Origin of the sequence: Aquimarina discodermiae, from assembly GCF_040786235.1 — a bacterium.
Lineage (GTDB): Bacteria > Bacteroidota > Bacteroidia > Flavobacteriales > Flavobacteriaceae > Aquimarina.
Map to the genome: position 1 here is coordinate 1 of NZ_JBFMKP010000047.1, position 19875 is coordinate 19875.

Annotated in this window: 10 protein-coding genes and 2 pseudogenes; 2 read left to right on the forward strand and 10 right to left on the reverse strand. The window is 32.7% G+C overall.

Annotated features, from left to right (window positions below; genetic code table 11):
* Window positions 1–108: 108 nt before the first annotated feature.
* From ABW636_RS21355 to ABW636_RS21370, 4 genes are all read right to left on the reverse strand, one after another.
* The gene (locus ABW636_RS21355) at window positions 109–1605 is read right to left on the reverse strand and encodes a dsDNA nuclease domain-containing protein (RefSeq protein ID WP_367592133.1); all 1497 of its coding nucleotides are present in this window, start codon (window positions 1603–1605) and stop codon (window positions 109–111) included.
* 167 nt (window positions 1606–1772) lie between these two features.
* Window positions 1773–2072 carry a hypothetical protein gene (locus ABW636_RS21360; protein ID WP_367592134.1) on the reverse strand — a complete coding sequence of 100 codons (300 nt, stop codon included), beginning with the start codon at window positions 2070–2072 and terminating at the stop codon, window positions 1773–1775.
* Window positions 2073–2354: 282 nt separating this feature from the next.
* Window positions 2355–2717 carry a hypothetical protein gene (locus ABW636_RS21365; protein ID WP_367592135.1) on the reverse strand — a complete coding sequence of 121 codons (363 nt, stop codon included), beginning with the start codon at window positions 2715–2717 and terminating at the stop codon, window positions 2355–2357.
* A gap of 7 nt (window positions 2718–2724) precedes the next feature.
* A complete protein-coding gene (locus ABW636_RS21370; RefSeq protein WP_367592136.1) occupies window positions 2725–2883 on the reverse strand; it encodes a DUF1737 domain-containing protein in 159 nt (52 codons plus the stop codon).
* Window positions 2884–2963: 80 nt separating this feature from the next.
* On the opposite strand from ABW636_RS21370, the gene ABW636_RS21375 reads away from it, so the two are divergent.
* Window positions 2964–3773, forward strand: a complete 810-nt coding sequence (locus ABW636_RS21375; protein WP_367592137.1) for an IS1595 family transposase — start codon at window positions 2964–2966, stop codon at window positions 3771–3773.
* 21 nt (window positions 3774–3794) lie between these two features.
* On the opposite strand, the pseudogene ABW636_RS21380 reads toward ABW636_RS21375, so the two are convergent.
* Window positions 3795–4996 (reverse strand): annotated as a pseudogene (locus tag ABW636_RS21380) (IS256 family transposase).
* Between the two features lie 79 nt (window positions 4997–5075).
* Between ABW636_RS21380 and ABW636_RS21385 the strand changes: the two are divergent.
* Window positions 5076–5207 (forward strand): annotated as a pseudogene (locus tag ABW636_RS21385) (IS1595 family transposase); the annotation flags it as partial.
* Window positions 5208–5476: 269 nt separating this feature from the next.
* On the opposite strand, the gene ABW636_RS21390 reads toward ABW636_RS21385, so the two are convergent.
* From ABW636_RS21390 to ABW636_RS21410, 5 genes are all read right to left on the reverse strand, one after another.
* Window positions 5477–7021 (reverse strand): GIY-YIG nuclease family protein, encoded by a 1545-nt coding sequence (locus ABW636_RS21390; protein WP_367592138.1) that lies wholly within the window; start codon window positions 7019–7021, stop codon window positions 5477–5479.
* A 345-nt stretch (window positions 7022–7366) separates the two neighbouring features.
* Window positions 7367–7600, reverse strand: a complete 234-nt coding sequence (locus tag ABW636_RS21395; RefSeq protein ID WP_367592139.1) for a hypothetical protein — start codon at window positions 7598–7600, stop codon at window positions 7367–7369.
* 279 nt (window positions 7601–7879) lie between these two features.
* Entirely contained in the window at window positions 7880–8083 is a 204-nt protein-coding gene (locus tag ABW636_RS21400) for a hypothetical protein (RefSeq protein ID WP_367592140.1), read from the reverse strand.
* Window positions 8084–8105: 22 nt separating this feature from the next.
* On the reverse strand, window positions 8106–9734 hold the full coding sequence (locus ABW636_RS21405; RefSeq protein ID WP_367592141.1) for a cyclic peptide export ABC transporter: 1629 nt from the start codon (window positions 9732–9734) through the stop codon (window positions 8106–8108).
* A 129-nt stretch (window positions 9735–9863) separates the two neighbouring features.
* Window positions 9864–19862 carry a non-ribosomal peptide synthetase gene (locus tag ABW636_RS21410; RefSeq protein ID WP_367592142.1) on the reverse strand — a complete coding sequence of 3333 codons (9999 nt, stop codon included), beginning with the start codon at window positions 19860–19862 and terminating at the stop codon, window positions 9864–9866.
* Between the last annotated feature and the right edge of the window lie 13 nt (window positions 19863–19875).

Sequence of the window (19875 nt, forward strand, 5' to 3'; positions counted from 1 at the left end):
AAAAAATCAAAAATGATACAAATAGAATGGCTACAGTGGCTACTATTGCTTTTGCTTCCAATACAGTATGGAACGAATTTAAAAATATAGCGCTAAATCATATCCTTTTTAGAACTTAGCCTTTATTTTTTCTTTTTTACAATGAGATGAATAAATTTCTTTAGCAATATTGAAATCTATTTTTGGTAATCTCTCGTTTGGAATTGTTTTTAAATGACTTCTTGTTAGAATTAGTTTATGCCAATTTGGACTTAAAGACAATGATTTAATCTCTGACAACTCATTTTTGGATTCCTGAATATCAATTACAATTAGGTTTTTGCCATGTATTTTATTCAAAGTGTTTAATAAATTTCTAAATGCAAAATCAATACTTTCTGGTTCAGTTGAAGCTGTAAATTTTAAATTATTTCTCAACGTATCATCTAAAAGTAATGAGGTCGAAATGGACTTTTCTACGCTTATCCAAACAATATGATCGTACTCATCAAAAGTTTGTAAATATTTTTTACCAAAAGTAGTTTTGCCCATTCCTCCTTCTGAATAAATAGAAATAGTTTTCTTCTTGTCTAAAGCAGAATGGATTTGTTTTAAAAAACCATCCCATCCATATATATCGATTGAAGAAAAATCTGGTAATAGATTTAGATGTTTAGGAATTTTTACTGAAGTATTTCTTAACTCATTTTTCAAAAAACCTATATCCTTTGAATGCAAATCTGCCGTCTTTATTAAATTTGCAACATCTACTTTTAACGATTCTAGCTCAACCTTAAAGAGTTTAGTCAATTTGTTGTCAATCAATTGCAATAAATCATCCTCAGTTTGCTTAATAATTGTTGTTAAGTGACCGTTATTAAGAACTCTTTCCGACTTTTTTTCCTTTTGTGAACTTCTATATATTTCAGAAGTCAAAACTCTAAAAAGCAATGAACTTGACTTTCCATTAAATTTTGTGTGCTCTAAAAGTGTATGGATTTCCTTTGTTAGTAATTCAACACCTTCTTCTGGGGAGAGTTCATTAAATTCCCAAAAGATACTTTTTACAAAAGACCCAATAATATTTTTATCTATTCTATTCTTAAAATCATCACTGATTCTATTTACAGATGCTTTCTCAACCTCTGAAAGACCTTTTTGCAAAAGTTTAATTCTTCTCTCTTTTATTTCTTTGATAAGGATTTCCTTTACTTTTTTAATGCATAAGTCTAGAAGCTTATAATCCTCTAATTCTGGGTTTTGTACCCATTGTAATAGCAATTTTTCTTTTTTGGATATTTGTGAGTTAGTAGAAAAACAAAAAGATAATTTCTCCTTCAGGTCTAGGTATTTGAAATAAAGTATAAAAAAATTAAAAATAGATTTCCTTATTTCCTTAGAGTTTAGACTAAAAGAAGAAGTGTAGCACTTAACTTGGGTAAAAATAATTTCATCGCCTACTTCTTTAATGTCATCCTCAACTTCTATAAGGGTTACAATGTCTTTTTCATCTATAAAGTTTTTAATCCATTTTTTTAATACCAATAGATATTGATAATAAAACCCTCTGTTTGTTGCTATTGCATCAGTATTTACTTCAAATATCTTTATTATTTCTTCACTCATACATTCTATGTGCCTTAACAAATTGGCATATCTAACCAATAAAATTTAAACCATGTATTTCCTCTAGATTGTATACCATCATAACCGTTACCTATGTTTGTAACTGTATAATATTAAGAATGTTTATATCTACATTTGATGTTCATAGTTTTCTTTCTTTGATCGTTTTATTGAACTTTTATTTTATTTTTTATATCGATGAATTTTTCATCCAATAATAAAATGAAAAGCTCCTCAACTTCTGTCCAGTTGGTAGCTTGAAACTTCATTTGTTCTTCATCCAGAATAATTGAAAGACTTAAATCTTTATTGGTTTCAATTACATTTTCATTTTCTATTATTACAGAAACCCAAAAAGCACCGTGCTCATCATCTGCTTGCTGAACATCTTTTATGGCCTTTTTAATATCAGATAAATCGATATTATCTTTTTGATATCCTCCAGCGTATTGAATATAGTTTTCCATCGATTATTTAAATTTTTAAGAAACCTAAGATTAATTACTAAATAACATGTTAATAATTAACAATAAAAGTGATGACCAAAAGAAGCCTTGATATATCTTAATAATTGTCTCTTGATTCCTTGATAACCATTTATTATTTGGATTTTTTTTTCACAACACTCTGAATCAACTTTGTTACTGCATACTTATTCCATAAATATATAAAAATAGTGAATATGAGGACAAAAGTTATTTTTTCTAATATGGCCATTTACTTATTACAATTCATCATTTTATTGGACTTTAATTAAGTGGTTGAAATTTAACGAAATCGTTATTTCTGAATGCCGATTGAATTTTATCATATAAAGAGATTTGTTTATAAACGTGATCTAACACAAAATCCATTAACATGTTGGGACCTTCTGAAGGAAGCTCGTCCAATGGAACATCAGATTCCCTTACCATACGTAATTTCAAAGCCTCTATGTTTTCTAAAAGAAATATGACTTTACTTTTTTGTTGAAAAATATCCTCATTTAACTGGTACATTGTTTTAATCTTTTCTACTGAAAAAGGAATACCTAATTTTTCACAGACATAAGAAAGAAACAATTCAGTTGTTTTAATTATTTCACCATCAATAATAATTTTCTTTGATGTCATTATCGTTTTATTGAACTTTTATTAAAGATTGAAGAAAAATGATTCCGTTCGGTGAATTACTATGAGAAACACCTCCTTGCAACTCCCAACCATCATTTATCAAATCATTTACTTCAAATTGGAATCTTTCTATACTTTTTTCCATTACTACGACATACTTTTTCATAATACTTAGGTTTTAAGATTATAGTTTTAGAGGTCAGTAGATAAATTCCTATCTTGAAAGTCACTAAATCATTGTTATTTATGAATATTTTTAAAGGACAAAACCTTCTAGAGTTTGCTGAACGCTTCAAAACAGACTTGGATTGTAAAGAATATTTAAGTCAAATCAAGTGGAAGGAGGGATATGCTTGCCGTAAATGTGGCAATGCTACTTACCAAATACGAAAGAATCATTCAAGGACTTGTAATAAATGTAGTGATGTAGAAAGTCCAACTGCCAATACAATATTTCACAGGGTTCGTTTTGGAGTACGTACTGCTTTTTTTATTTGTTTTGAAATGGCCACTACTACTAAGAGTTTATCTGCTAGTCAAATGGGTATTCGTTATGGGATTACTGAAAAAACAGCCCGTTTATTTATGCTTAAAGTAAGGGAAGCCATGAACTCCAGTAAAAACCATCCAATGGATGGTAATGTCCAGGTAGATGAATTTGTTTTGGGAGGTTATGAACAAGGTAAAATAGGTCGCAGCTATAATGCTAAGAAAAAGAAGGCTATTACAGCGGTAGAGCTTACTAAAGAAGGAAAAATAAAAAGAATGTATGCTCTGAAAATAGAAGATTTTTCTGCTAGATCATTGCAATATATGTTTGTCAATCATATTAGCAGAAAAGCCAAAGTAACCACTGATAAATGGAGAGGATACAGACCTATCGCCAAGGTATACAATATTACCCAAATAGAAAGTAACAAAGGGCTTAACTTTAAGGCACTCCACACAATGATTCATCAAATCAAAGCTTGGATCAGAACAACTTATTGTTGGGTAAGTGATTTTAACTTAAACAGATATTTTAATGAGACAGTATCCAAAATTTTGTGTAAATAAAACTTCAGCGGGTTTGACTTTTTAGAGTTGGACCCGTTTTTCAAATATAGTTAAGAACTGATTAAGTATCAATCCCCAATTATGTATTGGAGCTGTCCACTTTTTAGTAATTTGCATTAAAGCTAAATATACTGATTTTTTGAGAGCATCATCTGTTGGGAACGTCATTTTGTTTTTGGTATATTTTCTAATTTTACCATTCAGGTTTTCAATTAGATTTGTGGTGTAAATGATTTTTCTAATCTCTAATGGGAAGTCAAAAAACACAGTAAGTTCATCCCAGTTTTTTTGCCAAGATTGCACGGCATATGGATATTTGTTATTCCATTTTTCTGCAAATCGATCTAGTTCTGCTTTAGCCATTTCTTTATTTGGAGCATTATAAATATGTTTCATATCTCCAGTAAAGGCTTTTTTGTCCTTCCACACCACATACCGTGCACTATTTCGTATTTGATGTACTACACAGATTTGAGTGTCTGCTGTTGGGAATACGTTTTTGATGGATTGGGTAAAACCATTAAGATTATCTGTTACTGTTACTAAAATATCCTCTACACCACGGGCTTTAATATCAGTAAGCACGCCTTGCCAAAATGCAGCAGACTCATTATGCCCAAGCCACATACCCATTAGTTCTTTATATCCTTCGCGATTGAGCCCTACAGCTAGATAAATAGTCTTATTGATCACTTTTCCAGCTTGTCTAACCTTAAAGACAATGCCATCCATCCAGACAACACAATAAACACTCTCCAAAGGTCGATTTTGCCAATCTAAGACGTGTTGGTAACCCTGTCTGTAATAATTGAAATAGCCGAAGTAGAGAGTTTAAACCCATAAATCTCCTGAAGTTCGTCTTCTATATCTGACACGCTCATTCCTTTAGCATAAAGAGAGATTACTATATTTTCAACAGATAAGGAATTGCTCTTGTGTTTAGGAACCACAACGGGATCAAAGCTGCCTTTACGGTCTCTAGGAACGGTAATCTCACTTTTACCAAATTCAGTCTTGATCTGTTTACTAGTGGTTCCGTTTCGAGAATTACCAGCAAGACTTTTACCATTTTTGGGATACCCCAAGTGAGCATCAAGCTCACCTTGTAACATTGATTCTAAAGCAGTACTGTGTAGTTGTTTTAATAAATTGATTAATTCGGCTTCGGTCTTTAGACCATCTAGTAAGCCACTGTTCAAAAATTGTTTCTTTAAATCTTCCATAAGAAAACTGTGTTATTAAAATTAAACAAAAAAAATAGGCGGGTTTTAAAACCCGCCTATTTTTTATTTACACAGTTTATTGGACACTACCTTTAATGAGTTTTGTTTTAGAATAAATCGTTCTCAGAGAAAAGACACGATATTCAATAATCTAATAAACAAAATGGTCGATAGTGATAAAATTTATCAAAAAGAAATTATAAGTAACTAACTACTGACCTCTATATAGTTTTATTGAGTTTTTCATTTCTAAACGTTTTTACTAATTAAGATCTAAACACTATTAACAATTGATAAATATCAATTCTATCTTTCAAATAGATCCCAAATAATTTATACTCCATTTAAAAAATTAGGTTTTTATACTTTATGGATTACTTAAATCTCTTACTATGTTTAATTCCTTTATAATCATCACTTTTGATATTAAAAAATGGAAATGACACCAATAATCTCACACTTGTATATCATGGTTAAGCATTAGTTGTTTACACTTACAAGTTCTGGTTTTAGTTTGTTGATTTCCAGACTTTCTCTATATTCTAAGGCTTCAGCTTTCATTGTCCAATGTGTTTCAAGTCCTAGCTCTTCTATTTTGGATTTAATTTGATGAATTGGTACTGAAAAGAATTCTTTGCGATAATTAACTTTGTTTAACCTATTAATTTCGAACTCTTCATGCAATTTTTTTTCTAATTGAGGAGCGTCTTCCGCATGTATCATTGCATGGACATCAAAGGAAAAAGGTACGGAAGCATCTCCCAATTCTTTAACTCTATCCATAGGTTCAAGCCTTCTAGTCAATCCTATTTTAAAAATGTTTTCTCCAAAAGAACCAATATTTGAAATAATATAAACATAACCTCTTCTAGTTTGCTGCGCCATTGATATGGCACGTTGCCCTCTTTCTTCAGCTTCTGATAATTGGCGTTTTATTTCTTCTAATTCAGCTTCAAATTTAGCTCTTTCATCTGCTGCAGCTTTACCTAATCGTTCTTCGGCTTTTCTCATAGCCTCTGCCAGCATTTTTTCCTCTTTTTCCGCTTGCTTTATTGCCTTTTCATATTCTCTACGTGCTTTTTCTTCTTCACGCATAGCTTCTCTAATGGCTTTTTGCTCTTCCTGATCTTTCTTTTTCAATTCTTGTACTGTTACAGCAATTTTTAACTGATCTAAAACTACTTCAAAATACTTTTCTTTTATTCTAGCATTTTTAAATGATTCACCATTATGGTTCACTAGTCTAAAAGCATCTTGTAGAGATTGTAGCAGTTTACCATAATTATCGTGTTTTACTTTTGCCATTATGGTATCTACTTTACCATTGAAGGCATCAATTACAAACTCTTTAGCTTTATTGGCACGATACTCATCCACATAATCACATTCTGCTACTTCATCATTTTTAATCATTGATTTTATTAAATTACGAGTTCGTAATAACTCCTGACCACCTTTTTTATGATCATATTCTTCAGCAAGTTCATCCAAAAGACTATGTCCAGGAATCAAATATTCATCACCATATCCTTTAATAATGTTTTTCATTGCTTTAATGGTCTTTTGGTATTGCTCTGCCTTATTTTTAGCTTCCCAGGCTTCTCCAGCTATTTCAACTGCCTTTTTTTGAGCATTGTTTTCTATTTTGCTAGCCATTAGATAAGCTTCTTCTAAAGCTTTTTCTGCTCTCTCTTTAGTTTGCCTTGCTTTTTCCCTTGCTTCTTTTTTTATTTCAGTTGCATCATTATTAGCTTTTTGTATTACAACTTCCATTTGGATAGTTATTTTTTTTAATTCATCTTCTATATCTCTTATAGGTTCATATTTTTTAAGATAGTCAGTTTCTTTTTGATATGTTTCAAATTTTTCTGACAAACCCTTGAATTTAGCACTGAGTTCTTTTAAAGATTTAAATAGTTTGTTATGCTTATTAACAAGTGCTGAGTGTTTAGAATTCTTTTTAATTAAGGCAATGAAGAAAGTGAACAATAAAAATATTAAAACGGTATAAAAAAAATAGTTCATTATAATGCTATATTTAAGGGTTAAAATCCGGGGAATATACCGTTTTTTAAAATCAAAAGATTACGGTTTTACATCAATTAACAATTTTAGAAAACAAGCACAACGGTTTTGTTTATATTAACCTATTAATCAAATATCTGAAAGACAACGATGTATTTGTGTAAAAACTTATTATTCGCCATTTAGATAGCAGTATGGAATGCTAGGTTTGTGTCGAAATTTATTTATACTTAGTGAGTAATATCAAACTTGTATCAAAACTTATTCGTCCTTTATTTGATCATTAAAGTACTACATCGTTTTACTGAACTTTAGTTATTTGTTATTTGATTAAGTGTGGATACACTAGACTAATAGTATTTTATAATCTACTTTATCAATATTCTTTGTAAACTGATATTTGTACTTTTTCATTCTAGAGCATATCTTATGAAAAATAATTAGCTGTTCTTTTTCTACAATTACACCTCCAGACTCAACTTCTCGAATTATTGCGTTAATATGCCTTTCAACTTTAATTTGGTGTTCTTCATTATCTACATGTTTTCTTAATTGATCAATATGATAGTGTAGTTGCATCGTTTTGTTGAACTTTTAAATTTGTACATCTTACACCATATAAATGTGTGTCATTAAGTTTTATATCGAATTTGTATGCATTCAGGTTTTCACCTTGAAACATTCTTTTTTCTGATTTATTACAAATGATAACTTCTACATTTTCAGCTATAACCTCTCCTCATAAATTTCTTTGCTCTGTTATAAGAATAGCTTTTACACTCGACCAATCATCTGAGCTTATTTCCTCATATTTATCTTCAGTTATCATCCTTAATTTCAAAATTTATTAGGGAGAGTTTAATAGACATATATTTCAGTACTGGCAAATATCGAAGTTGGAATATTATTTTCGTCCAAAATTTCTGCCACTACCGTAACAAATTGATTCGGTGTAATTACACCGGGAGAATATACATGGCTCTTGGACATAGTAAGTATAGAAGTGTTTAAAAGTCCTAAAGCCTCCCAAATGAAAAAGTACTGTAATTGTAATGGTTTCACTCTTATCTATTCATTTTTTAGTTTAGAAGATTACTTTAGTATCTAACTTCTTATGTTCTATCAGTGTTCCATACTCCATCTTGAATAAACGATCCGCTACATTAAAATATTTGTCATCGTGCGTAATTGCAACTATTGTTCTGTCTTCTTCATTTACTAACCAAGGCAAAATTTGGGTATAAAACTTATTTCTAAAATATGGATCCTGATCTGCCGCCCATTCATCCAATATAAGTATTGGCCTATTTTCCAACAAGGCACTTATCAAAGCTAATCTTTTTCGTTGACCAGTTGACAAATCTATAGTTGAAAATCGATCATTGTCAATCCATACTTTATCGGTGATCTCGAATAACTCAAAATATTTGTTCACTTTAACTTTATCAATAGTATCTATTTCATACAACTTATCAAACAAATAAAAATCGCTAAAAATTGGCGCTACATTATTAGTAATAAAAGTATTCCACTGTTCAGAAGATATTTTAGTTTGATTAAGATATCTTTCCTTAATATCCGGATTATATATCCCTATAAGAGAGTTTATAAACGTAGTTTTTCCGCTTCCGTTTCCTCCATAAATAAAAACTATCTCATTCCTTTTTAGATCAAAATCAATTGGCCCTACATTAAATTTATGATGTGTATCATAATGGGTATAGCTTAAATCATTTATTAATATATCCTCAAAAAAAGAGACTTTATTACTATCGAACTTTGGCTGTTCTTCTTCTAATAAATTTGAAATATTTAGAATTTTCTTTGTCGCTATGTTAGCCTGAGATATAAAACTCAAAAGGCTAATTATTGATTCTAATGGTTTCAATAAAAATAAAAAAACAATTGCAAAACTTACAATTACCGATTTTTCTTTTGGAAAATAAATTGGAAAAACAATTAATAATATTCCTAAAAAACAAAATGATATTGTACTTGCCAGAATAGCCATAATTGACAATTTTGTCAACGCATTTACTTTATGTTTATATACTTCATTAATCTTAGCTTTTACTATGGATTCGATTACCTTATTCTTTTTGCTAAATATTTTCAACTCTTTAAACCCATTAAGTATTTGATTTAATAAAGATATTATTTCATCTTGAAGATTTCTTGATTTTTCCAATTGGGGATACGCAATTTTAAAAAGCAATATAAATGTTAAAACACTTATTACCAACATTCCTAATGTTAGCAATAATAATTTCCAAGATAACCAACCCATGTAAATAAAACAGGATAAAACGGTAGCTACAGATATAATAATGTGGACAAGTTGTAATAAGCTTTCAGAAATTATATTTACATCACTTGACACTGTTGTGTAGATATAATCTTTATACTCATTTATTTTTTTAAATCCTGATTTTGTTAGGATAGTATTAAATATATTAATCTTAATATTAGCCATTAGTTCTTCTGAAACTTTTATTAGCCCCCAGAAAAAGATAACATTCAATATCACAAACAATACTATACCGGCACTATATAATATACCGTTCGTTTCATTTTTCAGAATAGATTCATCAATAAAACCGTTTATACAGTATAATATTAGAGTATTTATTAATCCAGTAGTTAGTGCAAGTAATAGTAAAAACGTCATTTTGACTTTATCGACATTTTTAAATAAAAAAGCTATAACTTTCATTATGTAATATTCTTTATCTATTTATTCGCCTTTAATAAAAAGCGTTTTAATATAAGAACTCCCTCTTTCTCATTTTCAAGAAGAAGTTCTTTCCTATGATTAATTTTATAAGATCAAATGATCCAAAATTTATTTATTAAAGTTTTGCATTATATTTTTTGTTATTTCTACAATGTATGGTTGGTTTAACATTGTGAGATGTTCTCCTGAAACTTCACGTATCACAACCTCAGAACTCGTAATATTTGACCAAGTTTTTTCAATCAATTCTATATCGGTTTCACTAGGAATGAATATGCTTATAGGAACATTCATTTTTTCTTTCCTATCTGGTCGAAATTTGAACATTGCCTGCGTTTGAATCGAATGTACATTTATGAATTTTTTAAAAATCTCTTTTGAAAAAAAGTCAACTTCAAAAAGCATCAACTTATTATATATTATATCAATCTGTTCTTCTTCTGACTTTGATATCAAGCCTTCTTCATAAATTTTTGTTTCTTCAGTTTTCTTCTCACTGAACTCCATAATCATATCATAAATACTAATTAGATTTTTAACAATACTTTCTCTGCCCTGGCTATATAGATGTTTAGGAGTTTCTTCGTCTATATATGGTATTCCGTCAAAAATAATTAGCTCATCAACTTTAAAACCTTTACTAATTAATTGTAATGCCATTTCGTAAACTATCATTGAACCGAACGAATATCCTGCTAATTTATAAGGGCCATTTGGCACCACCTTTTGCATATCATGGATATTTCTAGCAGCTATTTCTTCTACACTTTTCAATGCATCGCTCTTTTTGTCTAATCCATAAGCTTGAAATCCATATATATTTGAACATTCTTTTAGTTCCTCTGCCAAGGTATAAAAAGAAACTATATTTCCTCCAGCACCAGGGGCACAGAAAATCGTATTTTTATCTTTTGAAATAGTTTTACTTATTTTCACAAGTCCCGAAGAATTAAAACCTATCTCGCCATAACTTAAAAATTCACTAAACAACTTTATAGTAGGGTATTGAAATACCTGCAATATTGAATACTCTTGTTTAAACTTATTGTTGATCTTGGACAGTAATCTTATTGCTAATAATGAATGTCCCCCTAATTCAAAAAAGTTATCATTCATACCTATGCGATTTATTCCTAATACCTCCTCCCAAATTGACGTTAATTCTTTTTCTGTAGCAGTAACCGGAGCGACATACTCCTGAGTGATCAAATCTGTTATACCTGGATCCGGCAATGCCTTCCTGTCAATCTTACCATTAAAATTTAAAGGAAAAGAATTTAAAATTACATATAACCCGGGAATCATATATTCTGGTAGTTTTTTAGATAAATTCTTCTTCAAACAAGAAGGTAACTTTTGACTCAGCCTATGAAAGATTGGCAAATTTGTATACTCTTCCAAAGGGTTATCCAAAATAACATTGTCCGTATTGTCCAATGCAATACCGGATTCCATTAATTCCTCTTTGACATAAACAACATTATACTCTCCCCGAGGATCTTTATCGTTTAGGAAAATCGTTGTATGATAGCCTAAAGCCTCTCCTAAGTCCCACCATATATCCATATTGATAAGATTATTAGTTGAAGCCAATGTTTTCTTAAGCAGTAAATCTGACTTTTTCTCTGGAGTTTCTGAACCAAATATAATATCTCGAGTTTGATTAATATCCTCTAACCTATCATTAGTAAGGTTCTTTAAAGTGAATTTATCTAAATCTTTGGATTTTAATAAATTTTCTATTTGAGACGTATTAATTTTTTCTTTTTGGCAATCAATTGTATCTGAGGATGAAACCTTTACATTCTCTTTGCCAATATGAAGTATAACATCGTATCGGAAACGGGTCAGTTCGTTGTAAAAATCCCCTCTTTTAAGATTTAACTCGATATGGCTGATACGAGGATTAGCTAATCGTAATCTCTTAAAAAAACCTGGATCTACAACTAATTCATGTTCCTCTCGAGCATTGTTAATAGAACGTTCATATATTTGGTTTAAAAAGGCATTTTCTTCTGACTTAAACAATTCTATGTCCAAAAAGAATGATTTTAATAATTCTTTACTTCGGACATCTCCTATAAAAATGCATCCTCCATCCTGAACTAAGGCTAGTGATTTAATCAAAACTTCCTCTAAATATTCAGGTCCAGAAAAATATTGGATTACCGAATTTAAAATAATCATATCATAACTATTATCCGTTAATCCCATAAAATCATTCGCCTCTTGTTTAAATAGTTTTATTTCTGTCTTTTTCGGAAGGTTTCCTACTAATTTCTGGTCAATATAAGATAAGCTAGATCCCGAAATATCTGTTCCATAATACAATGATGTATCAATAGCTATTTGTGATAACAAAAGACCTGTACCGCAGCCTATTTCCAATACTTTATCTGGAGAAAACCTTTGTATTCTGGCAACAGTAGATTCTCTCCATATTTTCATTTCAGCTGTAGCGATTGCTTCGCCTGTATAACTACTATTCCAACCAATTATATTAAAATCATCTGGCTGAGTTAATAGCTCCAAAGTATCTTCATCGCCGTATATTCGTTCCCACAGTTCTTCCCAATCTGAAATATGTGAATCAGAAATATCTAATTCTTCTTCATTATCCAATATCTCCAGTTTTTCTAAATTAGGAATCACATAAGATACTAAACGTTGCTCTCCATTTTTATCTGATCTTGATAACACTAATGCTTGAGAGACTTCTGGTAAAGCTTCTAGAGAAGTCTCTATCTCTCCCAGCTCTATACGATACCCCCGTATCTTAACCTGGTTGTCCTTACGTCCTATAAATTCTATATCACCACTAGGTAACCATCGTGCCAAATCTCCTGTCCTATACAAACGAGCTCCTTCTACAAAGGGGTTGGCAATAAACCTCTCATCGGTCAAAGATGGACGGTTCAAATATCCACGGGCAACCTGAACTCCTCCAATACATAACTCACCAATAACACCTACTGGAACCAGTGATACATAATCATCCAGAATATATGCCTGAACATTACTTAAAGGGGAACCTATCGGAACCCTCTCCAATCTAGAGGTTAAAAGGCTTGTCTGATAACTGGAACTGTAAATTGTAGCTTCTGTTGGACCATAAACATTATCCAGAAAAGCATCCAACCCTAACTCATGGTAAACAGCAACCAAAGATTGTGGAAGTACCTCTCCTGCTAATAAAATATATCTTAAACTGGAAACCTGATCAATTCCTGAAAATTGCAACTCCTTTAAAAATATTGAAAACAAGGAGGGAACTAAGTTTAAATGTGTCACATTCAAGGAGGTTATACTTCCTATAAATCTGGACATATCTAACTCTTCTCCTTTTGGTAATATTCCTAAACTTCCTCCTCCAATAACCCAACCAAAAAGCTCATAAACGGAAACATCAAATGTAAAAGTAGTCTTTAACAACATTCGATCTTCTTCTCTTAATGGATACTTATCTGACATTGTAATCAATAAAGAATATAACGAACCATGTTCTATCATTACTCCTTTTGGGGTTCCAGTAGAACCTGAAGTATAAATAACATAAGCTAAGTTATCCAGGGTAATATCAACCTCTGGAACACTATCTGGATAATTATATAACTCTTCTGATAAATCATCCAAAATAATCCCAGTCACATTCATTCCTTCAAACAAAGATTCCTTGCCTGAATCAACAACAACCAGATCTGCATCGGTGTCTTTCAACATAAAAGTAATACGATCCATGGGGTATGCCGGATCAATAGGAATATAAGCTCCCCCACTCTTTAAAATACCCAAAATACCAACAATCATATCAAAACCTCGATCTACACAAATAGGCACCAACGTTTCTTCTCCTAAACCTTGGGATAATAGATGATGAGCCAACCGATTCGAACGCGAATCCAACTCTCCATAAGTCATTGTAGCATCTCCAAATACCAAAGCAACACGATCTGGATTAGACTCTACCTGATCTTGAAATAAACCCAAAACAGTACTATCTTTAGGATAATTAACAGCCGTAGCATTAAAATCTAACAATAACTTATCCTGCTCTGTTGATGATATGTATTCTAGATCCTTTATATACTCGGCTCCATTAACAATGCTCTCTAAAACGTTTTTCAAATGCCCCTGAAGCATATCAATTATACTACTGCTTAAAATAGTGTCATTATACAGAAACTTAATACTCAACCCTGATGAAGACGTATGACAAAGAATCCCTAATGTATAGTGTATTTGCTCATCAACTATAACATTCTCTATTTCTAAAAAATTTTCTGACCCCAATATAACCTGATCTACAGGGTAATTCTCAAAAACCAATAAGCTATCAAATAAAGTCCCTGTAATACCAATGTCTGATTGTATTTCTGATAAAGGAACATAACTATACTCTTCCCTGCCTGTCGTATGACCTTGTTGTAACGCTACTAACCACGGAACAATCGCAACCTCATCATCTAATAAAGCACGTACTGGAATCGTATTGATATAAAGACCTACCCGAGACTCCATTGATGAAACTGAAGAATCACGACCAGAAACAGTAGCTCCAAAAACAACATCCCTACGACCTGTATACTTCGATAATAAATAAGACCAACACCCCTGTAATAATGTATTAATAGTAATACGAGAAGATTGACAATAAGACAACAAATCATCTGTTAACTCTTTATCTAAAACGATTATCTTTTCAGTATTAGTCATTTCCATCTCTTGAGTTATATTGGAAGAGCTAAATGGTAAATAAACAGGAGAGTCCAATCCTAAAAGGTAAGCCTGCCAATACTCCTTGCCTTTTGATAAATTCTTGCCCTTCAAATGAAAAACCTGATCCCGGTAAGCATCAATATCCTTATGAGATATATTTTGTCCTTGCAACAACCCCTTGTAAATGTTTATAAAATCTCCCATCAATTGAGGAAATGACCAACCATCCCATAAAATATGATGATTCGTAAATACCAAACGTGTACGGGTATCTTCTAATCGAATCAGGGTAATACGCCATAAAGGAGCATTTTCTAATACAAAACCTTCCTGATTATGTAACCCCAATATAGAAGATAAGGAGGATTCTTGTTCAGAAGAGGACATTGAACGGTAATCCAAACACTCAATAGGAAGGTCTATAGCTTCATATACACATTGAACCGCAATATCTAAGGAATTAGAATGAAAGCCTGTTCGTAGGATCGTATGACGATCACATAAATAACGCCAACTCTCAAGGAAAATAGAAAGATCAACACTTCCTAACAAATCACAACTTAACTGAACCAAATAAGCTGGGGTAGTACTGTCATATAAACTATGAAACAAAATACCCTCTTGTAAAGGACTTAAAGGGTATAGATCACTTACAACACCCTTATGAACTGAAGATTCCTTAAAGGACACTAAATCAGACCAACCTACAGACAGGGGTAAACCATAATCTCCAGGAGTATAAATACGGCCATCAATACCCTGGCAATGGGACAATATCGAACGTAAATGAAACATATATAGCTCTGACAAATCTGCAATGGTATCGCCTTGATAACGGTTGCTGTCATAACTCCAATCCATACGCAACTCCCCATCAACTATCAAACTGTTGATCGATAAATAATTACTAACTCTATTATTCCTGGAAATAGCATCTCCGGTAGAACCTCCTGAAAACCCTAACAAACCATCTTCTTTGAAACTATTATCAAAACCTCCTAAATAATTAAAAATAATTGTCTCAAAATCCTTACTTAAAGACTCGCGAACATCTAAGGACTCTGATAAATAACGTAGCACTCCATAACCAATACCCTTATCAGGTAAATCACGTAACATATCCTTGGTTCTACTGATAACCTCTGACAAATCTCCTGAACCATCTAAGACAACAGGAAACAAACTCGTAAACCAACCAATTGTACGTGTGATATCTAAATGAGAAAATAATGACTCACGACCATGACCCTCTAATCCTATAACAAATCGATCTGAATCTAACCAATCCCCTAATGTTAAAGCCAAAGCACTTAATAACAAATCATTAATCTCTGTACCATATGCACCAGAAACACCCTGTAACAGTAAATTGGTATCCGAGGCATCTAAAACTGATTGATAGGTAACCAAATCCCCCTGAATACTATCTCCTTTGTAATCTGTATCCTGTGGAAAATCAACAATAGATGATAAAACTCCCTGCCAGTAAGGTAGCTCTTCTAATAAAACAACATCCTGAGCATACTCCTGTAAAGCTGAGGACCACTGACGATAGGAACTCCCCTTAACCGGTAGATCCCGAACAACTCCATCCTGTAACCCTTCTAATAAAAAAACTAAATCCTCTAACAAAATACGCCACGAAACACCATCAATACCTAAATGGTGGATCACTATAAACAATCGGTTATACAACTCTCCTTCTGGAGTCTGTAATAGTACAAAACGGCACAGGTCTCCCTTCTCAATACTCAAATCACCTTGATAATAATCACACAAAGAGGTAATATCAGAAAGACTAGAAACCTGATCAACTATCACCTCACCCTTAAATGGACTATAACGGGGGGTAACAACTCCTCCAGATATTTCAAACTGTATTCGAAGAGAGTCATGATGGGTATACAAAAGATCAACAGCTCGTGATAAATCATCACTGCTAATACCCTTATCAATAGTTAATAATACCGCTTGGTTGTAATGATCCGCATCAGCATATCCCTTAGCGAAAAAAGATTCCTGGATCGGTAATAATCCCAGAGGTCCTGATAAAAAACCTTCCTCCTTTTCAACACGCTGTTCTACTTGCAAATTCGATGATAGCCCCATAACGGTCTGATATGTGAAAATATCCTGAACGGCAAAATGAAATCCTTTAGAAGCGCCACGGCTAACCAATTGGATCGCTTTGATTGAATCACCCCCTAGTTCAAAGAAATTATCGGTAATCCCAATTCCTTCAATACCTAGCAGGTCCTCCCAGATACCAACCAGCAAACGCTCTGTTTCTGTACTCGGAGAAACATACTCCTTTAATTGACTGCTAAGATCTGGAGAGGGTAAAGATTTACGATCAATCTTACCATTATGGGTCAATGGAAAACTATTTAAAAAGACAAAAATCCCAGGAATCATATAAGCGGGTAATGTATTTCGTAATTCATCCTGAAGGGTCAACTGATCTATACCAGTAACACCACTAACCACATAAGCAACCAGATAACTCGAACCTTGGGGGTCTTTCAAAGATAATACAACAGACTGGGTAACTCCTGCCAATCCATCCAGTGATGCTTCTATCTCTCCCAACTCTATACGATAACCTCGTATCTTAACCTGGTTGTCCTTACGGCCTATAAACTCTATATCACCACTAGGTAACCAACGTGCCAAATCGCCTGTCTTATACAAACGATCACCTTCTATAAAAGGGTTGGCTATAAACTTCTGATCGCTCAAAGATGGGCGGTTTAAATACCCTCTGGCAACCTGAATTCCTCCAATACATAACTCACCGATAACACCTGTAGGTTGTAAATCCAAGCCTTCATTCAATATATAAATTTGGGTGTTAGACACTGGTTTTCCTATAGTTGCTATCGTTTGTGAATATATTGGTTTAGTAGACATTGTTGCGCAAACTGTACTTTCTGTAGGGCCGTAACCATTAATAACTTTTACACCGTTAGTTTGTAACTTTTTTGTTGTAGGAATATGTAATGCCTCTCCTGCAGATACCACTATTCTTATTGAAAATAAAATATCTTTTAAAATCATTTGATAGGAAGGAGGTAATGTAGCTACTGTTACATTATTTTTTAAAATCAATTCTTTTACTATTTCTTTTGATTTTAAATCTCCATTTTTTACTAATATTAATTTTCCCCCAGAGAGTATCGTTGAATATAATTCAAAACCAAACGCATCAAAAGCAATAGAGGCAAATTGTAACACATTATCCTTCTCACTCAACTCCATATATTCTATCTGACTTAGTACCAAGTTTAAAACTCCTTTATGTTCACATAAAACTCCTTTAGGAACTCCTGTTGTACCTGATGTATAAATAACATAAGCTAAATTATCTGTGGTAATATCAACCTCTGGAGCGCTATCTGGGTAATGATATAACTCTTCTGATAAATCATCCAAAACAATCATTGTTACACTCATCCCTTCAAACAAAGATTCCTTTCCTGAATCAACAACAACCAAATCTGCATCAGTGTCTTTCAACATAAAAGTAATACGGTCCATGGGATATGCCGGATCAATAGGAACATAAACCCCTCCACTCTTTAAAATACCCAAAACACCAATAATCATATCAAAACTTCGATCTATACAAATAGGCACCAACGTTTCTTCTCCTACCCCCTGAGATAATAAATAATGGGCTAATCGGTTAGAACGCGCATCCAACTCCCCATAACTCATCTCCTGATCTTCAAATACCAAAGCAACACGATCTGGATTAGACACTACCTGATCTTGAAATAAATCCAAAACAGTACTATCCATAGGATAATCAACAGCCGTAGCATTAAAATCTAACAATAACTCTTCCCGCTCCAAATCACTTAACATAACCAAACGGCTTAAAGACTCGTCTGGGGTAGAAATAACAGAAGTCAATAAAGAAACAAAATGATCGCATAACCTAATGATAGTATCCTCCTTAAACAAGGAAGTGCAGTATTCTACTTCAACCGATAAGCCCGAAGCGCCCTCGGTAACTGTAAAACTAAAATCAAACTTAGAAGTATCACGGGCAATATCCAACAACTCAACACAACTATCTCCTAACTGTAAATCTGAAATACTAGTATTGTTCTGTAAGGTAAACATCGTCTGAAACAAAGCCGTACGACCCTGGTCTCGGGCAATATCCAAACCATCGACAACCTTCTCAAAGGGAACATCCTGATACTTATAACCCTGCATCATCATTTCTCGAACTGCAGATAAAAAACTACGAAAAGACTGATCACCACTCAAATGACTACGTAAAGCCAATGTGTTTACAAAAAATCCGATCAAAGAAGAAACCTCTGATTGACCTCGGTTTGCTATAGGGGTACCTACACAAATATCTTCCTGACCTGTATAACGGTATAACAAAACCTTGTAAACCGATAATAAAACCATAAACAGCGTACTATCACTCGAACGCGAAAGAGAATGTAGCCCTGAAGTAACCGCAGAACTAATATCAAAAACATAACGAGATCCTGATGTACTCTGAACAACAGGACGGGCATAATCTGTGGGAAACAGTAAAGGCGAAACTCCTGATAAATGATCCAACCAATATGATAACTTCGAAGATAACCTCGAATCTGACAAATAATCACGCTGCCAAATACTATAATCAGAATACTGAACAGGAAGAGGAGGAAGTAACAAATCCTCGCCCGATAACTTCGAATTGTAATAGCCAACCATCTCCTCTACCAAAATAGATAAAGACCAACCATCTGAAGCAATATGGTGTAAAACCAAGAGCAAAATAAACTCTGAAGACGATAACTCAATAACACTACAACGAAGCATATAATCACTACTCAAATCAAATGGAAGAGAAATATCTTCTCTAATCAAAGCATCTAACCCTTCCTCTCCCAACCCTGAATCAAAATCAAGGACACGAATCGAAAAATTATCAACCTCTAGTATCTTCTGATAGCCAACTCCATCCTCCTCACCAAAAACTGTACGCAAGGATTCATGACGCGATAAAACCTTAAGGATCGAAGATTCTAAACACGAAATATCTAAAGCGCCTTTTACACGAAAAACTCCAGGTATATGATAATGTAAACTACCCTGCAACTTATCGATAAACCACAATCGCTCTTGAGAATAAGACAAAGGGATAAAATCAGGTGAAATATGACGCTCTATAGCCGGAACGACCTCATTATCCTGATCTAGTTCCTTTTTTAGGAAGGAAATAATATTAGTTTTATTTTCCTTTAAAGTTTTTATAACCTCTTTATCTAATTGATATCCTTTCTGTGATTTAAACTTAAGTTCTCCATCTTCTACAAACAATTGAACCTTATTTGTTTCAGCCTGATGTATAATATCTATAATTTTATTTTCGTTCATCTTTAATTTTAAT

What these genes read in the sequence shown, in the direction of transcription:
- ABW636_RS21375 (WP_367592137.1), top strand. Translation starts at nt 2,964, where the DNA reads ATGAATATTTTTAAAGGACAAAACCTTCTAGAGTTTGCTGAACGCTTC.
- ABW636_RS21395 (WP_367592139.1), bottom strand. Translation starts at nt 7,600, where the DNA reads ATGCAACTACACTATCATATTGATCAATTAAGAAAACATGTAGATAAT.
- ABW636_RS21410 (WP_367592142.1), bottom strand. Translation starts at nt 19,862, where the DNA reads ATGAACGAAAATAAAATTATAGATATTATACATCAGGCTGAAACAAAT.
- ABW636_RS21405 (WP_367592141.1), bottom strand. Translation starts at nt 9,734, where the DNA reads ATGAAAGTTATAGCTTTTTTATTTAAAAATGTCGATAAAGTCAAAATG.
- ABW636_RS21390 (WP_367592138.1), bottom strand. Translation starts at nt 7,021, where the DNA reads ATGAACTATTTTTTTTATACCGTTTTAATATTTTTATTGTTCACTTTC.
- ABW636_RS21370 (WP_367592136.1), bottom strand. Translation starts at nt 2,883, where the DNA reads ATGAAAAAGTATGTCGTAGTAATGGAAAAAAGTATAGAAAGATTCCAA.
- ABW636_RS21355 (WP_367592133.1), bottom strand. Translation starts at nt 1,605, where the DNA reads ATGAGTGAAGAAATAATAAAGATATTTGAAGTAAATACTGATGCAATA.
- ABW636_RS21360 (WP_367592134.1), bottom strand. Translation starts at nt 2,072, where the DNA reads ATGGAAAACTATATTCAATACGCTGGAGGATATCAAAAAGATAATATC.
- ABW636_RS21365 (WP_367592135.1), bottom strand. Translation starts at nt 2,717, where the DNA reads ATGACATCAAAGAAAATTATTATTGATGGTGAAATAATTAAAACAACT.